Origin of the sequence: Klebsiella sp. DY2415 (genome assembly GCF_026314315.1) — a bacterium.
Lineage (GTDB): Bacteria > Pseudomonadota > Gammaproteobacteria > Enterobacterales > Enterobacteriaceae > Klebsiella > Klebsiella ornithinolytica.
The window spans coordinates 1,697,997-1,717,277 of sequence record NZ_CP111115.1; the positions used below are offsets into that span (position 1 = coordinate 1,697,997).

At 59.0% G+C, this 19,281-nt stretch carries 18 protein-coding genes; 9 read left to right on the top strand and 9 right to left on the bottom strand.

Annotation, left to right across the window (positions count from 1 at the left end; all coding sequences use genetic code 11):
• Nucleotides 1–3 precede the first annotated feature (3 nt).
• Genes OQV00_RS07975 through OQV00_RS07985 form a run of 3 tightly spaced genes read left to right on the top strand, consistent with a single transcriptional unit; the run spans nt 4 to nt 2,822 of the window.
• Complete coding sequence (locus OQV00_RS07975; RefSeq protein ID WP_004864722.1) at nt 4–1,161, top strand: ABC transporter permease; 1,158 nt, start codon at nt 4–6, stop codon at nt 1,159–1,161.
• Complete coding sequence (locus OQV00_RS07980; RefSeq protein WP_015583852.1) at nt 1,154–2,101, top strand: ABC transporter ATP-binding protein; 948 nt, start codon at nt 1,154–1,156, stop codon at nt 2,099–2,101. The genes OQV00_RS07975 and OQV00_RS07980 overlap by 8 nt, the downstream gene beginning before the upstream one ends.
• A complete protein-coding gene (locus tag OQV00_RS07985) occupies nt 2,085–2,822 on the top strand; it encodes an ABC transporter permease (RefSeq protein WP_044350051.1) in 738 nt (245 codons plus the stop codon). The genes OQV00_RS07980 and OQV00_RS07985 overlap by 17 nt, the downstream gene beginning before the upstream one ends.
• On the opposite strand, the gene OQV00_RS07990 is transcribed toward OQV00_RS07985, so the two are convergent.
• Both OQV00_RS07990 and OQV00_RS07995 read right to left on the bottom strand, forming a co-directional pair.
• On the bottom strand, nt 2,797–2,910 hold the full coding sequence (locus OQV00_RS07990) for a protein YohO (RefSeq protein WP_004103838.1): 114 nt from the start codon (nt 2,908–2,910) through the stop codon (nt 2,797–2,799). The two genes, OQV00_RS07985 and OQV00_RS07990, sit on opposite strands and share 26 nt — an antisense overlap.
• 59 nt (nt 2,911–2,969) lie before the next feature.
• Complete coding sequence (locus OQV00_RS07995) at nt 2,970–3,701, bottom strand: MerR family transcriptional regulator (RefSeq protein ID WP_004864715.1); 732 nt, start codon at nt 3,699–3,701, stop codon at nt 2,970–2,972.
• Between the two features lie 209 nt (nt 3,702–3,910).
• Between OQV00_RS07995 and OQV00_RS08000 the strand changes: the two genes are divergently transcribed.
• From OQV00_RS08000 to OQV00_RS08010, 3 genes are read left to right on the top strand one after another with little or no spacing between them, the layout of a single operon-like run.
• Nucleotides 3,911–5,599, top strand: a complete 1,689-nt coding sequence (locus OQV00_RS08000; RefSeq protein WP_004864713.1) for a sensor histidine kinase — start codon at nt 3,911–3,913, stop codon at nt 5,597–5,599.
• Nucleotides 5,593–6,312 (top strand): two-component system response regulator BtsR, encoded by a 720-nt coding sequence (gene btsR / locus OQV00_RS08005; RefSeq protein ID WP_004864711.1) that lies wholly within the window; start codon nt 5,593–5,595, stop codon nt 6,310–6,312. Before OQV00_RS08000 ends, btsR begins: the two co-directional genes overlap by 7 nt.
• A 53-nt stretch (nt 6,313–6,365) precedes the next feature.
• A complete protein-coding gene (locus tag OQV00_RS08010) occupies nt 6,366–6,833 on the top strand; it encodes a YehS family protein (RefSeq protein WP_004864709.1) in 468 nt (155 codons plus the stop codon).
• Between the two features lie 76 nt (nt 6,834–6,909).
• Here the strand turns inward: OQV00_RS08010 and OQV00_RS08015 are convergent, their stop codons facing one another.
• Together OQV00_RS08015 and metG are read right to left on the bottom strand one after the other, a co-directional pair.
• A complete protein-coding gene (locus OQV00_RS08015; protein WP_004864707.1) occupies nt 6,910–7,371 on the bottom strand; it encodes a YehR family lipoprotein in 462 nt (153 codons plus the stop codon).
• Between the two features lie 193 nt (nt 7,372–7,564).
• Entirely contained in the window at nt 7,565–9,598 is a 2,034-nt protein-coding gene (gene metG / locus OQV00_RS08020; protein WP_015583855.1) for a methionine--tRNA ligase, read from the bottom strand.
• A gap of 153 nt (nt 9,599–9,751) precedes the next feature.
• On the opposite strand from metG, the gene apbC reads away from it, so the two are divergent.
• Nucleotides 9,752–10,861 (top strand): iron-sulfur cluster carrier protein ApbC, encoded by a 1,110-nt coding sequence (gene apbC / locus OQV00_RS08025; RefSeq protein WP_071359672.1) that lies wholly within the window; start codon nt 9,752–9,754, stop codon nt 10,859–10,861.
• A gap of 101 nt (nt 10,862–10,962) precedes the next feature.
• On the opposite strand, the gene OQV00_RS08030 is transcribed toward apbC, so the two are convergent.
• Nucleotides 10,963–11,280 carry an RcnB family protein gene (locus tag OQV00_RS08030; protein WP_004864698.1) on the bottom strand — a complete coding sequence of 106 codons (318 nt, stop codon included), beginning with the start codon at nt 11,278–11,280 and terminating at the stop codon, nt 10,963–10,965.
• Between the two features lie 187 nt (nt 11,281–11,467).
• Here OQV00_RS08030 and OQV00_RS08035 point away from each other — a divergent pair, with 187 nt between their 5' ends.
• Complete coding sequence (locus tag OQV00_RS08035; RefSeq protein WP_004864695.1) at nt 11,468–12,394, top strand: LysR family transcriptional regulator; 927 nt, start codon at nt 11,468–11,470, stop codon at nt 12,392–12,394.
• Here the strand turns inward: OQV00_RS08035 and OQV00_RS08040 are convergent.
• Both OQV00_RS08040 and OQV00_RS08045 read right to left on the bottom strand, forming a co-directional pair.
• Nucleotides 12,391–13,734: an NCS2 family permease gene (locus tag OQV00_RS08040; protein WP_015583857.1), complete on the bottom strand. Its 1,344-nt coding sequence runs from the start codon at nt 13,732–13,734 to the stop codon at nt 12,391–12,393. The genes OQV00_RS08035 and OQV00_RS08040 overlap by 4 nt on opposite strands.
• Nucleotides 13,735–13,736: 2 nt before the next feature.
• Nucleotides 13,737–15,548 carry an adenine deaminase gene (locus OQV00_RS08045; RefSeq protein ID WP_228399907.1) on the bottom strand — a complete coding sequence of 604 codons (1,812 nt, stop codon included), beginning with the start codon at nt 15,546–15,548 and terminating at the stop codon, nt 13,737–13,739.
• A 124-nt stretch (nt 15,549–15,672) separates the two neighbouring features.
• Between OQV00_RS08045 and OQV00_RS08050 the strand changes: the two genes are divergently transcribed.
• Entirely contained in the window at nt 15,673–16,614 is a 942-nt protein-coding gene (locus tag OQV00_RS08050; protein ID WP_015583858.1) for a LysR family transcriptional regulator, read from the top strand.
• Here the strand turns inward: OQV00_RS08050 and OQV00_RS08055 are convergent.
• Both OQV00_RS08055 and OQV00_RS08060 read right to left on the bottom strand, forming a co-directional pair.
• Nucleotides 16,598–17,020 (bottom strand): universal stress protein, encoded by a 423-nt coding sequence (locus OQV00_RS08055; protein WP_032724796.1) that lies wholly within the window; start codon nt 17,018–17,020, stop codon nt 16,598–16,600. The two genes, OQV00_RS08050 and OQV00_RS08055, sit on opposite strands and share 17 nt — an antisense overlap.
• Before the next feature lie 190 nt (nt 17,021–17,210).
• Nucleotides 17,211–19,187, bottom strand: a complete 1,977-nt coding sequence (locus OQV00_RS08060) for an alkyl/aryl-sulfatase (protein ID WP_064359070.1) — start codon at nt 19,185–19,187, stop codon at nt 17,211–17,213.
• Nucleotides 19,188–19,281 lie beyond the last annotated feature (94 nt).

Here is a 19,281-nt window from a genome sequence, read left to right on the forward strand (position 1 = left end):
TTGGTGGCTATTCGCTGTTATAACCGCGTATCGCTGCTGCTGGCCTGTCTGCTGCTGCTGGTGGTGGCTCTGCCGTTCGTCAACTATGCGCCTAACCGTCTGCTCTCCGGGGAGGGACGCTGGCTTTGGCAACTCGCGCCGTGGCTGACGGCGGTGCAGGTCTGCGGCGCGCTGCTGCTGATTCTGCTCTGCTGGCTACCGGGACGCAGGCCGCTGCTGCTGAGCTTGCTGATGCTGGATGCGCTGCTGGCGCTGCTGTTCTGGGGGGCGGGGCAGACGGCGGTACAGCTGGCGCACAGCGGCTCCTCGCTGGCCCGCACCTCGCCGGGAAGCGGCCTGTGGCTGGCGCTGGCGCTGTGCTTACTGCTGGCCAGCGAGACAATCCGGCGTCTGACCACGCGGGCGCACTGGCGCTGGCTGCTCAATGTGCAAATCTGGTTGATTCCCTGCGTGCTGCTCGGCAGCGGAGCGCTGAATCAGCTCTCGCTACTGAAAGAGTATGCCAACCGTCAGGAGGTGTTTGATGACGCGCTGCGTCAACATTTGACCCTGCTGTTTGGCACGCTGTTGCCGGGGCTGCTGATCGGGCTGCCGGTAGGCATCGGCCTCTGGCGCCGGCCGCGGTGGCAGGCCCCGGTGTTTACCTTTCTCAATGTTATTCAAACGATTCCCTCCGTGGCGCTGTTTGGTCTGCTGATCGCGCCGCTGGCCGGTCTCGCCCGCCATTTCCCCGGTCTGGCGGAGCGCGGCATTTCCGGCACCGGGATGACGCCAGCGCTGATTGCGCTGGTGCTGTATGCCTTGCTGCCGCTGGTTCGCGGGGTGGTGACCGGTTTACAGCAGGTACCGCGCGATGTGCTTGAGAGCGCCGCGGCGATGGGGATGAGCGGCGCGCAGCGCTTCTGGCACGTGCAGCTGCCGCTGGCGCTGCCGGTTTTGCTGCGCAGTCTGCGGGTGGTGAGCGTGCAAACCGTCGGAATGGCGGTGGTCGCCGCCCTGATCGGCGCCGGTGGGTTTGGTGCGCTGGTCTTCCAGGGGCTGTTGAGCAGCGCCCTGGATCTGGTACTGCTGGGAGTGATGCCGACGATTGCGCTGGCGGTGGTGGTCGACGCGCTGTTTGCGCTGTGGGGGGCATTATTGAAAGGAGAAGCGGGTGATTGAATTTAACGGGGTCAACAAATCCTTCGCCGGGCTGCCGGCGGTGAAAAACCTGAACCTGCACCTGCGCGAAGGCGCATTCTCGGTCCTGATCGGAACCTCTGGCTCGGGGAAATCAACCACCCTGAAAATGATTAACCGGCTGATCGAACATGACAGCGGCACCATCCGTTTTGCCGGGCAGGATATTCGCCAGCAGCCGGTGCTGGCGCTACGTCGACGCATGGGCTATGCCATTCAGTCTATCGGCCTGTTTCCGCACTGGACGGTGGCGCAGAACATCGCCACCGTCCCGCAGCTGCAAAAATGGCCGCAGCGCAAAATCGCGGCGCGCATTGACGAATTAATGGCGCTGCTGGGGCTGGAGCCGACGCTGCGGGAGCGCTATCCGCATCAGCTCTCCGGCGGTCAGCAGCAGCGCGTTGGCGTGGCGCGGGCGCTGGCGGCCAATCCTGAAGTCCTGCTGATGGACGAACCGTTTGGCGCGCTGGATCCGGTCACCCGGGAAGCGCTCCAGCAGGAGATGATCCGCATCCATCGGCTGCTCGGGCGGACGATTGTGCTGGTGACCCACGATATTGATGAAGCCCTGCGGCTGGCGGATCACCTGGTGCTGATGGACGGTGGCGAAGTGATCCAGCAGGGGGCGCCGCTGCAGATGCTGCTCGAGCCTGAAAATACCTTCGTCGAGACTTTTTTTGGCCGCAGCGAACTGGGCGTCCGGCTGTTGTCGCTGCGCGGGGTGGGCGACTATCTGCGGCGTAATGAACGGCTTGCCGGCGATACGCTCAACGTCGCGATGACGCTGCGCGAAGCGCTGTCGCAGTTTATTGCCCATCGCTGCGACGTCCTGCCGGTAGTGGATGAACAGGGGGAGGCGTGCGGAACGCTGCATTTTGCCGATCTGCTCGGCGAGGAGGTGCGGCATGCGCGTACTTCGTGATCCGCTGCTGTGGCTGCTGGCGCTGTTTATCGCCATTTTGCTGCTGCTGCCTTATAGCACGCCGCTATTCAGCGCGCTGTTCCCCGAGCTGCCGCGCCCGGTGTATCAGCAGGAGAGTTTTGTCGCCCTGACTTTCGCCCACTGCTGGCTGGTGGTGCTTTCCAGCCTGGCGGCGACGGTGGTGGGCGTCGGGGCCGGGGTGGCGGTGACGCGTCCCGCAGGCCGCGAGTTTCGTCCATTGGTGGAGACCATCGCCGCGATGGGACAAACGTTTCCGCCGGTGGCGGTGCTGGCGATTGCCGTTCCGGTACTGGGGTTTGGCTGGCAGCCTGCGCTGATTGCGCTGGCGCTGTATGGCATATTACCGGTCCTGCAGGGGACCCTGGCCGGGCTGAGCGCCGTGCCGTCGGGGGTCGTGAGTATCGCCAACGGGATGGGCATGACGGGCTGGCAGAGACTTATTCGCGTGGAGATGCCGCTGGCTGCGCCGGTGATGCTGGCCGGTATCCGGACATCGACCATCGTCAATATCGGAACGGCGACCATTGCGTCAACGGTCGGGGCGAATACGCTCGGCACGCCGATCGTTATCGGCCTGAGCGGATTCAATACGGCTTATGTCATTCAGGGGGCGCTGCTGGTCGCGCTGGCGGCGATTATCGTCGACCGCGGCTTTGAACGGTTGAACCGGCGAATCAGCCGACACCACCGCGCACAATAAACGAGTAACCGGCCAGCATGACGCCGCCGATGCCGCTGATGGCCATGAATAAGAAGAGGGTGATAACCGCAATTTTCGCTGGCTTCATAATAGGCTCCTGATGTTAACGGAGGGATTATACGGTGAAGCACAGGTGTTAATGAAACATTAATTGCTATTTAGCCAGATAACGTGCCCCTGCTGCTGCCAGGCCTGGAGCTGATCCTGCTGCGCCAGGGTCGGTGTTTCGCCGCACCATACCAGGAGCGTGCTGTCAGGAAACAGATCGGGACGGATCTGGGTCAGAGAGTGGGGGAGGACATCGACCCGCCAGCCTTGTTCGCAGGCGATCCAGCCCTCCAGCCACAGCCGCGTGGTGTCGTTGACATTCCAGCCGAGCACCAGCGCATGGCTGCCCGGACGTTTCCAGGCGCTGGCGAGGCTGTGCGCGACATGGTTGATGAGAATCCCGTCGAGGATGCTGCGCAGCGCGGTAAGCGTCGGCTGCGGGCTGAGCAGGCGGTGGCGTAAGGGGATAAACAGATGGTTAACCAGGGTCAGCGCCGTATAGCTATGGCTGCGCTCTTTGATCCACAGCCGTAAACGGTGGTAGCTGCCGTCGTGGAGATACCCCAGCAGAATCTCCTGCTGCTCCCGCCAGCCGTCTTCCTCTCCACTCGTGTTGTCGTTAAGCAAGGTTTTGACCTTACTCACCTGAACGCCGGAATCAATCCAGCGCTTAATCTCGCGGATTCGGTCAATTTCCTGCTCGTTAAACAGGCGGTGCCCTCCGTCGGTGCGCTGCGGTTTCAGCAATCCGTAGCGTCGTTGCCAGGCGCGAAGCGTTACGGGGTTAATGTCACAGAGCTGAGCCACTTCACCAATCGTATAAAGCGCCATATATCCTCTCCCGCAAAGTCTCCCCTATAACTGTAGAAGCTGTTTACGGAAGAGGAAATATTCGCTCATTTTTTGTTCGTTTAAGTGACAAGAGGCGGGCAAGAAGTGTGATCCTGACCATGATTTGTGATTTTCTTGTAGTGCTTCAAAGAAAGTGATGACCCGGCAGTGTATGTTACGCGCTTTCGAGTGAAGCGTGGTCTGTGGGTATGTACGAGTTTGATCTGGTGTTGCTGCTGCTTCAGCAGATGTGCGTGTTTTTGGTCATTGCGTGGCTGATGAGCAAGACACGGCTGTTCATCCCGCTGATGCAGGTTACCGTTCGTCTACCGCATAAGCTGCTGTGCTACGTGACCTTCTCCATTTTCTGCATTATGGGGACCTATTTCGGTCTGCATATTGAAGACTCGATCGCCAATACCCGCGCCATCGGCGCTGTGATGGGCGGCCTGCTCGGTGGCCCGGTGGTCGGCGGCCTGGTGGGGCTGACCGGCGGGCTGCACCGCTACTCGCTCGGTGGTATGACGGCGTTAAGCTGCATGGTTTCCACTATAGTCGAGGGGCTGCTGGGCGGCCTGGTTCACAGCGTGCTGGTCAAGCGCGGGCGGCCGGATAAGGTCTTCAGCCCGCTCACCGCCGGGGCGATCACCTTCTTTGCCGAGCTGGTGCAGATGATGATCATTTTGCTGATCGCCCGGCCATTTCAGGACGCGCTGCATCTGGTGCAAAGCATCGCCGCGCCGATGATGGTGACCAACACCGTAGGCGCCGCGCTGTTTATGCGTATCCTGCTGGATAAGCGGGCGATGTTTGAGAAGTACACCTCGGCTTTTTCCGCCACCGCCCTCAAGGTGGCGGCCTCGACCGAGGGGATCCTGCGCCAGGGATTCAACGAAGAGAACAGCATGAAGGTGGCGCAGGTGCTTATTCAGGAGCTCGATATCGGCGCGGTGGCCATTACCGATCGCGACAAGCTGCTGGCGTTTACCGGTATCGGCGACGACCACCACCTGCCGGGCAAACCTATCTCTTCATCCTATACGCAAAAAGCGATTGATAGCGGCGAAGTGGTGTATGCCGACGGCAATGAAGTCCCCTACCGCTGTTCCATTCATCCCAACTGCAAGCTGGGGTCGACGCTGGTTATCCCGCTGCGCGGTGAAAATCAACGGGTGATCGGCACCATCAAGCTGTATGAAGCGAAAAACCGCCTGTTCAGCTCCATCAACCGCACGCTCGGAGAGGGGATCGCCCAGCTGCTGTCGGCACAAATCCTCGCCGGGCAGTATGAGCGGCAGAAGGCGCTGCTGACGCAATCGGAGATCAAGCTGCTCCACGCGCAGGTGAATCCCCATTTTCTGTTTAATGCGTTGAATACCCTGAAGGCGGTGATTCGCCGCGACAGCGATCAGGCCGGGCAGCTGGTGCAGTACCTGTCGACCTTTTTCCGCAAGAATCTGAAGCGGCCGTCGGAGTTTGTGACGCTGGCGGATGAGATTGAACACGTGAATGCCTATCTGCAAATTGAGAAAGCGCGTTTCCAGGCCAATTTACAGATTCAGATGCTGGTGCCCGACGCGCTGGCTCACCATCAGCTGCCGGCGTTTACGCTGCAGCCGATTGTTGAAAACGCCATTAAACACGGCACGTCGCAGCATCTCGGGGTAGGGGAGATTACCATTCGCGCCAGCCAGCACGAGCGCTGGCTGCAGTTAGATATTGAGGATAACGCCGGCCTGTACCAGGACAATCCCAACGCCAGCGGGCTGGGAATGAGCCTGGTAGATCGCCGTTTACGGGCGCGCTTCGGCGCCGACTGCGGCATTACCGTGACCTGTGAAGCGGAACGTTTCACCCGCGTCACGCTGCGACTGCCTCTGGAGGAGAACGCGTGTTAAAAGTGTTGATAGTTGATGATGAACCGCTGGCACGAGAAAATCTGCGTGTTTTACTGGAGTCCGCCAGCGATATTGAGATCGTCGGGGAGTGCGCGAACGCGGTTGAAGCGATTGGAGCGGTGCACAAGCTGCGCCCGGACGTGCTGTTTCTCGATATTCAGATGCCGCGGATCAGCGGCCTGGAAATGGTCGGGATGCTCGACCCTGAACACCGGCCTTACATCGTGTTTCTGACCGCTTTTGACGAGTATGCGGTGAAGGCGTTCGAAGAGCATGCGTTTGATTATCTGCTGAAACCCATCGAAGCACCGCGGCTGGAGAAGACGCTGGCGCGTCTGCGCCAGGAGCGTAGCCTGCAGGATATCTCGCTGCTCGACGATACCCAGCAGGCGCTGAAATATATTCCCTGTACCGGCCACAGCCGAATCTGGCTGCTGCAGATGGAGGATGTCGCCTTTGTCAGCAGCCGGATGAGCGGAATTTATGTCACCGATCGTGAGGGGAAGGAGGGGTTTACGGAGCTGACCTTACGCACCCTTGAGAGCCGGACGCCGCTGCTGCGCTGTCATCGACAGTATCTGGTGAATATGGCCCATCTGAAAGAGATTCGCCTTGAGGAAAACGGCCAGGCGGAGCTGCTGATGCGGGCCGGGCAAACGGTGCCGGTGAGCCGTCGCTACTTAAAAAGTCTGAAAGAGGCGATTGGTCTGTAAAACGACGGAATCATGGTAGACTTAGCGCCAGCATTTTTCATCATGAAGGCATTATGATCAGTAACGATATCTTACGTAGCCTGCGCTACACCCTGAAAACCAATAATAACGACCTGGTGCGCATTTTTGCGCTGGGCGATTCCGTCGTCAGCGCAGAGCAGCTGGTACCGTGGCTGAAAAAGGAGGACGAAGAGGGCTTCCAGCGCTGCCCGGACATTATGTTGTCGATCTTCCTCAACGGCCTGATCTATGACAAACGCGGGAAAGATGAGGCGGCCCCGCCGCTGGCGGTTGAGCGTCGGGTGAATAACAATATCGTGCTGAAAAAGCTGCGCATCGCCTTTTCGCTGAAGAGCGATGACATCCTCGCCATTCTGACTCAGCAAAAGTTTCGCGTTTCGATGCCGGAAATCACCGCCATGATGCGCGCGCCGGATCATAAAAACTTCCGCGAATGCGGTGACCAGTTCCTGCGCTATTTCCTGCGCGGTCTGACCGAGCGCATCCACGGCAAAGCGTAATCTTCCTCTCCTGTTTTGCCCGGTCGGCGCTGTGCCGGCCGGGCAAGTCCTCTGTGCCGCCCCGGATCTGCGAGACCTATTTCACCTCTGTAAAACCCTGTTCGGCGAGGAGCTTCTCGGACACCGACATCGACACCTCCTGCAGCGCGCAGTTGGTCACCATTGAGCCGGGCAGCTTACACAGTTCGCTCATGTCAGCCCGGGTAAAATCCACGCTGAGATGTTCCAGCGCCTCGCTATCTTTGTAATCGATGCTCTGTTCCACGCCTTTAACGTCGAGATAAACGCTTCTCATCGGTTCAATTAACGCCCGCGCCTGCTCCTGATTCGCCGCGCCGATGGTCTGATAGGGAATGGTGTTATTAGCTTCCTGACGCAGGACTTTGTCACCGACATAATGGTAGGTAAACACCAGCCCGACGCCGTTTTCCATCCGGGTAAAGGTTTTGCTCTTTTCGTCGGGGTTATCGCAGCCTGCGAGGCCGACAATCACAAGCGAAGCCGCCAGAGCGGTAACCATCCTGCGGTAAATGTTCATCACGGTCCCTTGGTTGATAGTGAATCACGTACCGGTTTTTCAATCGGCAGACTGGTTGATTATTGTCAGGATTGCCGTAGCGCGCAACGCACAGAAAAGGCAGCAGGGGGCTGAATGGTCCGGCGGTGGCGGCGCGGAAGGGAAGGCGGAAGGGACAAAAAAAAGCGCTGCCGGAGCAGCGCTTGATGCGGGATTATTTTACCTGCTGACCCGGCTGGGCGCCGCTGTCAGGGCTTAACAGGAAGATATCCTTCCCGCCAGGGCCCGCTGCCATCACCATCCCTTCCGAGATGCCGAAACGCATTTTACGCGGCGCCAGGTTGGCCACCATCACCGTCAGGCGACCAATCAACACCTGCGGATCCGGGTAGGCGCTACGAATGCCGGAGAAGACGTTACGTTTCTCGCCGCCCAGATCGAGGCTCAGGCGCAGCAGCTTGTCAGAACCATCAACAAATTCGGCGTTTTCAATCAGCGCGATGCGCATATCCACTTTGGCGAAATCGTCAAAGGTGATGGTGTCCTGAATCGGATCGTCCGCCAGCGGACCGGTAACCGGTGCGGCGGTGGCTTTCACCTCTTCTTTCGACGCGTCGACCAGGGCTTCAACCTGCTTCATCTCGATGCGGTTGTACAGCGCCTTGAAGGTGTTGACCTTATGCGACAGCAGCGGCTGCTGGATAGCATCCCAGTTCAGTTCGCTGTTGAGGAAGGCTTCGGCGCGGGCGGTCAGCTGCGGCAGGACCGGCTTGAGCCAGGTCATCAGCACGCGGAACATATTCAGGCCCATGGTGCAGATAGCCTGCAGATCGGCGTCGCGGCCTTCCTGTCTGGCGACGACCCACGGTGCCTGCTCGTCAACGTAGCGGTTAGCCACGTCGGCCAGCGCCATGATTTCACGGATGGCTTTACCGAACTCGCGGCTGTCCCACGCTTCGCCAATGCTTGCTGCCGCATCGGTGAAGGTTTTGTACAGCGCCGGATCGGCCAGCTCAGCGGACAGCATGCCGTCGAAACGCTTATTGATAAAACCGGCGTTGCGCGAGGCGAGGTTTACCACTTTGTTGACGATGTCGGCGTTCACGCGCTGCACGAAATCTTCCAGGTTCAGGTCGATATCATCGATGCGCGAAGAGAGCTTGGCGGTGTAGTAATAACGCAGGCTGTCGGCGTCAAAATGGTTCAGCCAGGTGCTGGCCTTGATAAAGGTGCCGCGTGATTTGGACATCTTGGCGCCGTTGACGGTGACGTAACCGTGAACGAACAGGTTGGTCGGCTTGCGGAAACCGCTGCCTTCCAGCATCGCCGGCCAGAACAGGCTGTGGAAGTAGACGATATCTTTGCCGATAAAGTGATACAGCTCGGCGTCGGAGTCTTTCTTCCAGTAGGCGTCAAAGCTTTCGCTATCGCCGCGTTTGTCACACAGGTTCTTGAAGGAGCCCATGTAGCCGATCGGCGCATCCAGCCAGACGTAGAAATATTTGCCCGGCGCGTTGGGGATTTCGAAGCCAAAGTACGGCGCGTCGCGGGAAATGTCCCACTGCTGCAGACCGGACTCGAACCACTCCTGCATTTTGTTCGCCACCTGCTCCTGCAGCGCGCCGCTGCGGGTCCACGCCTGCAGCATTTCGCTAAAGGACGGCAGGTCGAAGAAGAAGTGCTCGGATTCACGCATCACCGGGGTCGCCCCGGAAACCACCGATTTCGGGTCGATCAGCTCGGTCGGGCTGTAGGTCGCGCCGCACACTTCGCAGTTATCGCCATACTGATCCGGTGATTTACACTTCGGACAGGTGCCTTTCACGAAACGGTCCGGCAGGAACATCCCTTTTTCCGGATCGTAAAGCTGAGAGATGGTGCGGTTTTTGATAAAACCGTTCTCTTTCAGGCGGCCGTAGATCAGCTCAGACAGCTCGCGGTTCTCGTCGCTGTGCGTCGAGTGGTAGTTGTCGTAGCTAATATCAAAGCCCGCAAAATCGGTCTGATGCTCCTGACTCATTTCGCCAATCATCTGCTCCGGAGAGACGCCAAGCTGCTGGGCTTTCAGCATGATAGGCGTGCCGTGGGCGTCGTCAGCACAGATGAAATTGACCTCGTTGCCGCGCATTCGCTGGTAACGGACCCAGACATCAGCCTGGATGTGCTCCAGCATGTGGCCGAGGTGGATTGAGCCGTTAGCGTACGGCAGCGCGCACGTTACCAGAATTTTCTTCGCGACTTGAGTCATAGTGAGCATTACATCTTCTGTTGTAAAAAGGGCTTTTGATATTACCAAAAGGGCACTGGGTGCGCCATAAATGGCTGACCATATATGGATAATCCTCAGCTGTGATAAACTCAATGATTACTGAAAGCCTCTCATAACAACAAAGGAGTCGGGATGAATTCGCAATCCCAGGCCAAATCCCCCGAACGTCTACGTGCGATGGTCGCCGGAACGTTGGCTAATTTCCAGCACCCCACTTTGAAGCATAATCTCACCGCGCTGAAGGCACTGCACCACGTCGCCTGGCTCGACGATACCGTGCATATCGAGATCCAGATGCCGTTTGTCTGGCACAGTGCTTTTGAAGATTTAAAAGAGCAATGTAGCGCCGACCTGCTGCGCATTACCGGCGCGCAGGCGATTGACTGGAAGCTGTCGCATAACATTGCCACGCTGAAGCGGGTAAAAAATCAGCCGGGCGTCAACGGGGTCAAAAATATTATTGCCGTCAGCTCCGGCAAAGGTGGGGTGGGTAAATCCTCCACGGCGGTGAACCTGGCGCTGGCGCTGGCCGCGGAAGGGGCGAAAGTCGGGATCCTCGATGCCGATATTTATGGTCCGTCGATTCCCACCATGCTCGGTGCGGAAGATCAGCGTCCCACCTCGCCAGATGGCACCCATATGGCGCCGATCATGAAATTTGGCCTCGCCACCAACTCCATCGGCTACCTGGTGACCGACGATAACGCCATGGTATGGCGCGGTCCGATGGCCAGCAAGGCGCTGCTGCAGATGCTGCAGGAGACGCTGTGGCCGGATCTGGATTATCTGGTGCTGGATATGCCGCCAGGCACCGGCGACATTCAGCTGACTCTTGCGCAGAATATCCCGGTCACCGGCGCGGTAGTGGTGACGACGCCGCAGGATATCGCGCTGATCGATGCGAAAAAAGGCATCGTGATGTTTGAGAAGGTGGAAGTTCCGGTCCTCGGCATCGTCGAAAACATGAGTATCCATATCTGCAGCAACTGTGGTCACCATGAGCCGATTTTCGGCACCGGCGGCGCCGAAAAGCTGGCGGAGCAATACCACACTCAGCTGCTGGCCCAGCTGCCGCTGCACATCAATTTGCGTGAAGATCTGGATAACGGTAAGCCGACCGTGGTTGCCCGTCCGGAGAGCGAGTTCACCGAAATTTACCGTCAGCTGGCGGGACGCGTGGCGGCCCGGCTCTACTGGCAGGGGGAAGTGATTCCCGGTGAGATTGCCTTCCGCGCGGTGTAGCGTCGGCGGATAGCACAACGCCCTGGACTTTTCTGATCCGCAGCGGACAGCAAAAGGACAGGGCGTTTTTGTTGGTCCGTCAGCCGACGGACCGTCAGCCATTAGTGCTGATAGAAGATTTCGCCGTCGTAAATTTTGACAATTTTACCTTCGGTATCGGTGATCAGCACGTAGCTGCCGCCCATATAGGTGTAGTGAGTACCGGCGTCCGGCGCGGGCAGGTTACGCTGCTGCCACTGTTTAATGGTGTATTCTGGCGTCAGATAAAGCGGCGGCACGGTGTCGCCTACGCGAAACTGCGTGAAGTCTGCGGTGAAACCATCAAGTTCATATTTTTGTACGCCGCTGGTGGATGCTGCCCAGACGGTACTGGTGCTGGCCAACAGTACGCCCAGAAGCATCATTTTTGTTTTACGCATAATTTCCTCATTATTATCCTGGATTACCCTGGACACAAAATCGCAGCCTCGTATCATTCCTGAAGCATGGCCGGGAAGGCAAGCGTTGGTTGCGTTAAAAATGTAAGAAAACGATGGGCCGGTTGCCGGATTTGGCGTCGAGCGGCGGTTTTGAGAACAATCCTGGTAGCAGGATTCGGGAGTCAATATGTTCAGACTGGAAGATCTGACGCTATTTGTTCGTGCGGCGGCGCTGGGGAGTTTTAGCGATGCGGCGCGGGAGGTCGGGCAGCAGCCGGCGCAGGTGAGTGCGGCGATTAAGCGCCTGGAGACCACGCTCAATATTCGTCTTTTTGCGCGCTCTACCCGCAGCTTACGTCTGACGCCCGAAGGGGAAACCTGGCTGCCCTATGCCACCCAGATGCTGGATACGCTGCATGCCGGGCTGCAAAAAATTCAGGTGCCGGACGACGAGGTCCGCGGGACGTTGCAAATTGCGGTACCCTCCGATCTGGGGCGTAATCTGCTGCTGAACGTCTTCCGCGCCTTTCGCCAGCGGCACCCGGCGCTGAAGCTGCGCATTCTCTTTTCCGACCATCGGACCGATGTGTTTAAAGATCCGGTCGATGTCGCCTTTCGCTACGGTGACAACGACGATGCTTCGTTTATTTCTCTCCCCGTCGCGCCGGAAAACCGGCGGGTGCTGGTGGCTTCTCCGCAGTGGATTGCCCGGCACGGCGAGCCGCAGACGCCGGAGGCGCTGGCGCAACACCCTGCGCTCCTGTACGTACTGCGCGGCAGGCAGTTCGATCGCTGGACCTTAAGTCTCAACGGCGTGGTTGAACATATGCAGGTTTCCGGCGACATCATCAGCGACGACGCCGAGGTGATTCGCCGCCTGGCCATTGCAGGGGAGGGGTTTGCCTATAAGTCAGCGCTGGATGTCAGCGATGATATTCGCGCAGGACGCCTGCAGATTCTGCTGCCGCACTATCAGGGCGACAGAGTCCCGCTCAATATGATTTGCCCGCACCGCAAGCAGCTTTCTGCGGCGGTGCGGTTACTCTATGAAGAGGTCAAAGCGCACTGTGAAACGGTGCAGGCCGACGCGCTACGCGGGCCTGTGGACGTTTAGTGCCTCACCAGGGTGGCGAAATAGTAGACCAGCGGAACGGCAAGGATCCATAAACCCAGCGGGATTTCTCGCCACTTTCCGGCGACCGTTTTAATCATGATGTAGAACAGCAGCCCGCCGGCGATACCGGTACCGAAGCTGTTGGCGATCAGGGTGATCATCACCATCATTAATACCGGCAGCCCGTCGGTGAAGCTGGAGAGATCGACTTTGCGCAGGCCGCTAAACATGTTGAGACCAATCAGGATCAGCGCCGGAGCGGTGGCCTCTTTGGGGATCATCAGGGCGATCGGCGTAAACAGCAGCATCAGCAGGAACATAACCGCCGCGGCCAGCGCGGTGAGCCCGGTTTTACCGCCCGCTTCGGCGGCGGCGGAAGACTCAATCAGCGCGGTCGCCGCCGGGATCCCCAGCCACGGGCCGAGGGCTGCCGCAATCGAGTCGACCATAAACGGCCGGTTAATATGCGGCATATTGCCCTCTTCATCCAGCAGTCCCGCTTCGCCGCCCACCGCCAGCGTGGTCCCCATGGTGGAGAAAAACTCAGAGGCGAAAAAGACAAACAGGAACGGCAGGAAAGCGATATTCAGCGCGCCCAGCATATCGACGTGGCCGAAGACCGGCGCCAGCGAGTGCGGCATTGCGATAAAACTGTCCGGCAGACGGGTGACCCCCGCCGGAATCCCCACCAGGGTGGCAAACAGAATCGCCCATAAAATGGCGCCCGGGATGCGCCGCGCCTGCAGCGCAATCGCCAGAAACAGGCCGCACAGCGCCACCAGCGCGCCGGGAGATAAGAAATCACCCAGCATCAGGGCATTGGTTTTGGCATTCGCCAGCACCAGGCCGGCATTGCGAAAACCGAGCACCGCCACGAACAAACCGATTGAAGCCGTCAGTCCCAGCTTGATGGACTGGGGGACCGAACGGGTGACCACTTCACGCAGGCCGAATTTGGTTAACAGAAAGAACAGAATACCTGACCAGCAGGCGATGCCGAGGCCAATTTGCCAGCCGATCCCTTCGCTACCGGCCAGGGTGACGCCCACCAGCACCGAGCCGCCGATGCCTGGGCCGACGATAAACGGCAGGTTAGCGTAAAACGCCATCAGCAGCGTACCGGCGACGAAGACCAGAATCGTGCCCGTGGTGGCGGCGCCTTTGTCCATGCCGCCCACCGCCAGCAGGCCGGGGATGACCACCAGCAGATAGGCGGCCGCAAGAAAGCCGGTGATCCCCGAGAGGCACTCGGTACGCAGCGTGCTGCCGCGGGAGCGCAGGGCAAAACGGCGCTCCAGCCAGCTTCCTTGTGTTGAGGTATGCAGTGTGTTGTCGGCCATGCTCAGGCTCCCCGGAGATTATTGTTGTGAGGGTCGGTGGCCGGGGTTTCCCGGCAGTCTATCAGCGGTTCGACAATCTGGCGGGTGGTGCCGTCGGTCAAACCTAAATCGGTCAAATGTGGTCCGGCATTGCAGGCGAGGCAGGTGCCTTCGATGGCCTTAAATACCCGGTAGGGCGGCTCCCAGTCGGCGATTTCTGCGCTCAGGTCGCGTAATTCGCGGAACTGCCGCGCGAGTTCTGCCGCCGGCAGATCGGAGAGCATGCCGGCAATCGGCATCGCCACGTGGGCAAGAATATCCCCCTGACGGGAGAGCGCCATCCCGCCGCCGGAGGCAATCAGCTGGTTGGCGGCCAGCGCCATATCCTCAGCGTTACGTCCCAGCACCACCAGGTTGTGTGAATCGTGCGAGTAGCTGGTGGCGATAGCGCCGCGCAGCTCTCCCCAGCCCTCGAGCAGGGCGATTTGCGGCGTCGCCTGATGGCGGCCGTGGCGATGCTTCACCCAAATCAGGCTAAATCCAGCGGGCAGCTGAACTTCGCCATGGCGTACCTGCACCTCGACTTCTCCCCACTGCGTAAAGCGCGCGCCGCGGATATGTCGCAGGCGGGCAACGCCGTGGACAATACCGGGGACCCGCAGCACAAAATCCTCGGTATTCAGCGGCGCCAGCTGCAGCGTATTACGCGGCGGAGTGACGCCCTCTGCGGCTGGAATGGGCTGGAGCAGCGCGCCGTCGCGGGCGACCAGTTTCCCGGCGACGTACACTTTCCGGGCCTCAAGCCTTTCCAGTGAATCAAATACCACCAGGTCGGCGCGGCGGCCGGCGGCAATCAGCCCTGAATCGTGACGCTGCAGGCGAATGGCGGCGTTGAGGGTGGCGAAGCGCAGGACGTCGGTGGCGGCGAGACCGTGTTCAATCAGCAGGTTGAGCAGGGCGATAATGCCGCCTTTTTCCAGCAGCATATCCGGCGGGACATCATCGGTGCACACCGTGATCTGCGAGGAGAGATGCGGCAGGGTTTTCAGGGCCTTGACGATATCCGGCAGCAGATAGGGGTGCGAGCCGCGAATTTCGAGGGTCAAACCGGCGCGCAGCTTTTCCAGCGCGTCTTCCGCGGAGGTTAGCTCATGATCGGAGGTGACGCCCGCCGCGAGGTAGGCCTGGAGATCGGCGCCGCTCAGGCCGCGGGCGTGGCCTTCAATCAGCTTGCCGCTGTCGAGACCGGCCTGAACAATCTCCTGCATCCGGGCGCTGCCGTTGAGCACGCCGTGCATGTCCATCACTTCCGCCACGCCGCGCACTTCCGGCCATGCCAGCATGGTCGCCATCTCCGCTCCGGCAAAATCGGCGCCGGACATTTCCAGCCCCGGCGTCGAGGGTACGCTGGAGGGGGCGGCGACCATCACCTGCAGCGGCAGATGGCGGCTGGCGGCGACGGCATAGCGCACGCCTTCGACTCCGAGGACGTTGGCCAGCTCATGCGGGTCCCAGAAGACCGCGGTGGTTCCCTGGGCGAGGACAATTTCCGCGTAGCGTTCGGGAGGGAGGTGGGAACTCTCGAGATGGACATGGGTATCCATCAGCCCCGGTGACAGGTAGGCGCCGTCCAGCGCATGGCGTTGGTGGGCATCGGCGCGGCTGCCGCGCGGGTGCACGCTGGCGATCATCTCGCCGGTGATGCCGACATCGGCTTCGCGGACTTCACCGGTGACCATGTCGACTATCTGCGCCCCGGTCAACAACAGGTCAAAAGGTATTTCGCCCCGGGCGGCCATGACGGCGCGGCGGCGGTTTTCAGCATTGCTGGACATAACAACTCCGGCACAAGGATAATGGGGGTACTCTAGGGGCACGGCAAACGTTTGCCCAGATGAATAAATTTATCACCCGATAAGCTCGGGTTATTCTGCCCGATTACCCTTAGCGAAGAATAAGATGACCGAACCGTGGCAGCGCCTGCCTGCGCTTTCTCTTAAACAGCTACAGTACTTTGTTACCCTGGCGGAGCTGCGTCATTTTACCGATACCGCCAACCGTCTGGCTATCAGCCAACCGGCGCTGAGCAGCGCCCTGCGGCAAATCGAAACGGTGCTGGGCGGCAAGCTGGTGAACCGCACCGCCTCGTCGGTCACGCTGACCGAACTGGGCGCCGCCATTCTGCCGCACGCCCGGCGCGTGCTGAGCGTGGCCCAGCTGGCGTTTCATGACATGGAACAGATTGTCGCGGCCGGCGGCGATGGTACCGTGCGTATTGGTCTGGTGCCCTCGGTGAGCTCGCTGCTCTTTCCGCTTCTGCCGCAGGTGCTGGCGCAAACCTTTCCCCGGCTGCGGGTCGAGTTTCACGATCAGACCAATGATGCGCTGGTGCGTGAGCTGCAAAGCGGGCAGATTGATTTCGGTATCGGCGCCATCGACAGCTCGCTACCCGCCGCGCTACAGGTCTACCCGCTGCGTGAAGATCCGTTTGTGGCGGTGCTGCACGGTGACGATCCGCTGGCAGACCAGCCGCACCTGCCGTGGAAACTTCTCGCCGGACGCGATATTGCGGTGTTCTCGAAAGGGAACATTCAGCGACTGGTTGGCGCGCTGGCGGAAAGCCATCGTCTGACGCTGAACACGCGGTTTCAGGTCGACTATATTGAAACGCTGTATGGCCTGGTGCGCTCGCGTCTGGCGATTGCTATTCTGCCCGAGCTGTATACCACCCATCTGCAGGATCCGGTGCTGAAAATCGCGCAGCTCCAGCAGCCGGCGCTGGCGCGGACGGTGGCGATAATGCGTGGGCCGCAGCCGCTGCCGCCGCTGATTGAGCAGTGCTTTACGCTGCTGCTCAATTCGCTACGCGAGTCGTCGGCGCGGCTCAGGGCAGATGCCTGATCAGCACGTCTATCGTCAGATGATTAATATACTCCAGCGAATGAGATGCCATGACTCCCAGCAGGCGGTTGTGATGCCCGGCGATAATCAGGTCAATCCCCCGCTGGTTTACGCAGGCTTCAACATCTTCAAAACGGCGGGTGGTGACCAGCGACAGGGTTTGCACCGGCAGCGAGACGCTGGTCGCCAGCTCATTGAGCAGCACTTTCGCCTGGATCACCTCCTGAGACACATCGTCGTTCAGCAGGCTGTCGGAGACGTAATTCAGCGCCCGATAATCGGTGCTGATATGGGCGAGCGTGATGCGCATAGCGTTCTCTTCCGCCATTCTGGCCGCATGCTGGAGCAGCGGAACGCCGTCCTGGCTGCTGTTAATCAGCACCAGGGCATGGTGATAAACGGGCATAGCCGTACCTCGACGAGTGGAGGGACCGGGAACGTCGCTCCCTGATGTTCATTTTGTGCCCGCCGCAGTGGGAATGCAAATGGCGCGGGAGAGCGGGCGCCGGTTCGCTGAAGAGAGATGAAGGTTAAAGCCGAGGGAAAAGACAAAATGCCCCACGGCCGAAGGTCGTGGAGCAGCGTAGCCCGGGAAATTATGGGGTGACGATGTTGAACCAGAACTCAAACTTGTCCATGTAGCTCAGCATTTCGTCCAGCTTCGCGCCATTACCGCTAATTTTTACGTCGCCTTTCTCTTCAGCCTGCTTCAGCGTCTCCTGTTTCAGGATGATGTTGTTCAACGTGTCGCGGCTCAGCGTGATAGTGGCGTCGGCATCTTTCGCTTCGACGTTGGCGGTGTGGTTAAGCACGCCGTTTTCCAGCTCCAGTTTGTACTTCCCGCCGTCTTTGCCGAGGTCGATATTAAACACCGCTTTAGCATGGCCGGCTTTCACGCCATCGATATGGACGGCCAGATAATCGAAGAACATTTCCGGCGTCATGGCGCGTACGGTATCCGGGCTGGCGGTGTTCGGCGTCGGCAGTTTCTGTACGCCGTTACGCAGCTCCTGGGCGCCGGTGAGGTAGAAGTTACGCCACGGACCGGATTCGGCCTGATAGCCCAGTTGCTCCAGGGCATCCGCTTCCAGGTTTTTCGCCTGCTGGTTTTTCGGGTCGGCAAAGACCACTTTGCTGGTGACCTGAGCGACCCAGCGGTAGTTACCCTGGCGGTAATCGTCCTGGGCCTTTTTCAGCACCTTATCCGCGCCGCCCATGTATTCGACAAACTTCTTCGCCGCCTGCTCTGGCGCCAGTTCGTCAAGGGTTGCCGGGTTGCCATCGAACCAGCCGAGATAGAACACGTAGGTGGCTTTCACATCATGACTTACCGAACCATAGTAGCCGCGGCTTGCCCACTGTTTTTCCAGCGATGGCGGCAGCTTAAAGTTAGCGGCGATTTCATCACGGGTCAGCCCTTCGTTGGCCATGCGCAGAGTCTGGTCATTGATATAACGATACATATCGCGCTGACCTTTCATCAGCTTAACGATGTTGTCGTTACCCCAGGTCGGCCAGTGGTGCTGGGCAATAATGACTTCGGCATCGTTGCCCCAACGTTCGATGGCGGCATTGATATATTTCGACCAGGCCAGCGGATCGCGAATTTTTGCGCCGCGCAGCGAATAGGTATTGTGCAGCGTGTGGGTCACGTCTTCCGCGGCTTCGATCATTTTCTTCTCTTTGACGTACCACAGCATTTCTGACGGTGCCTCAGAGCCGGGGGCCATCATAAAGTCGTAGGTCAGGCCGTCGATCGTTTCTTCCTGCCCGGTGTGCGTAATATAGTGAGTTGGCTGCAGCAGGGTCACGGTACCGGCGGAGGTGGTGGTGCCCAGTCCGGCGCCGACCTGGCCTTTAGCATCAGGCTTCAGCAGGTTACCGTACATATAGCTGGCGCGGCGGCTCATGGCGTTGCCGGCCATAATGTTCTCTGATACGGCTTCTTCCATAAATCCGGCCGGGGCGTAAATTTTAACTTTGCCCGATTTCACATCGGCTTCATCCACCACCCCGCGGATACCGCCGTAGTGGTCAACATGGCTGTGGGTGAACAGAATGGCCACCACCGGTTTTTTACCGCGGTTTTTGAAGTACAGCTCCAGACCTTCTTTTGCCGGTTCTGCGCTCAGCAGCGGGTCAATAATAGTGATCCCTTTCGCGCCCTCAATAATGGTCATATTGGAGAGGTCAAGATTACGGATCTGATAAACACCGTCGGTGACTTTGTACAGACCGCTGATGTTGATCAGCTGCGACTGACGCCACAGGCTCGGATTGACGGTGGCCGGCGCTTTTTCCCCTTCTTTGATGAAGTCGTATTTTGCCGGGTCCCAAATAACGTTACCCTGTTCGCCTTTAATGACGTCCTGTGGCAGGGCGGCAACAAAGCCTTTATGTGCATTGTCAAAGTCGGTTTTATCAGCAAACGGCAGCGTGTTATACAGCGCGTTATTTGCCTGCTGAGTGGCTGCGGTGGCCTCTTTCGGCATAATCTGCGCGAAAGCAGAAACCGACAGCGTTGTTAAAACACCGGCCAGTGCCAGATGTTTTGCGATTTTATTTAATTTCATTGAAGGGCCTCTTGGATAATTATCGTCGGCGGTAAAGAATAATGATGAAACGACGAAAGCAAATCTGGATTCATTGTTGACCATTGTAAGGAAA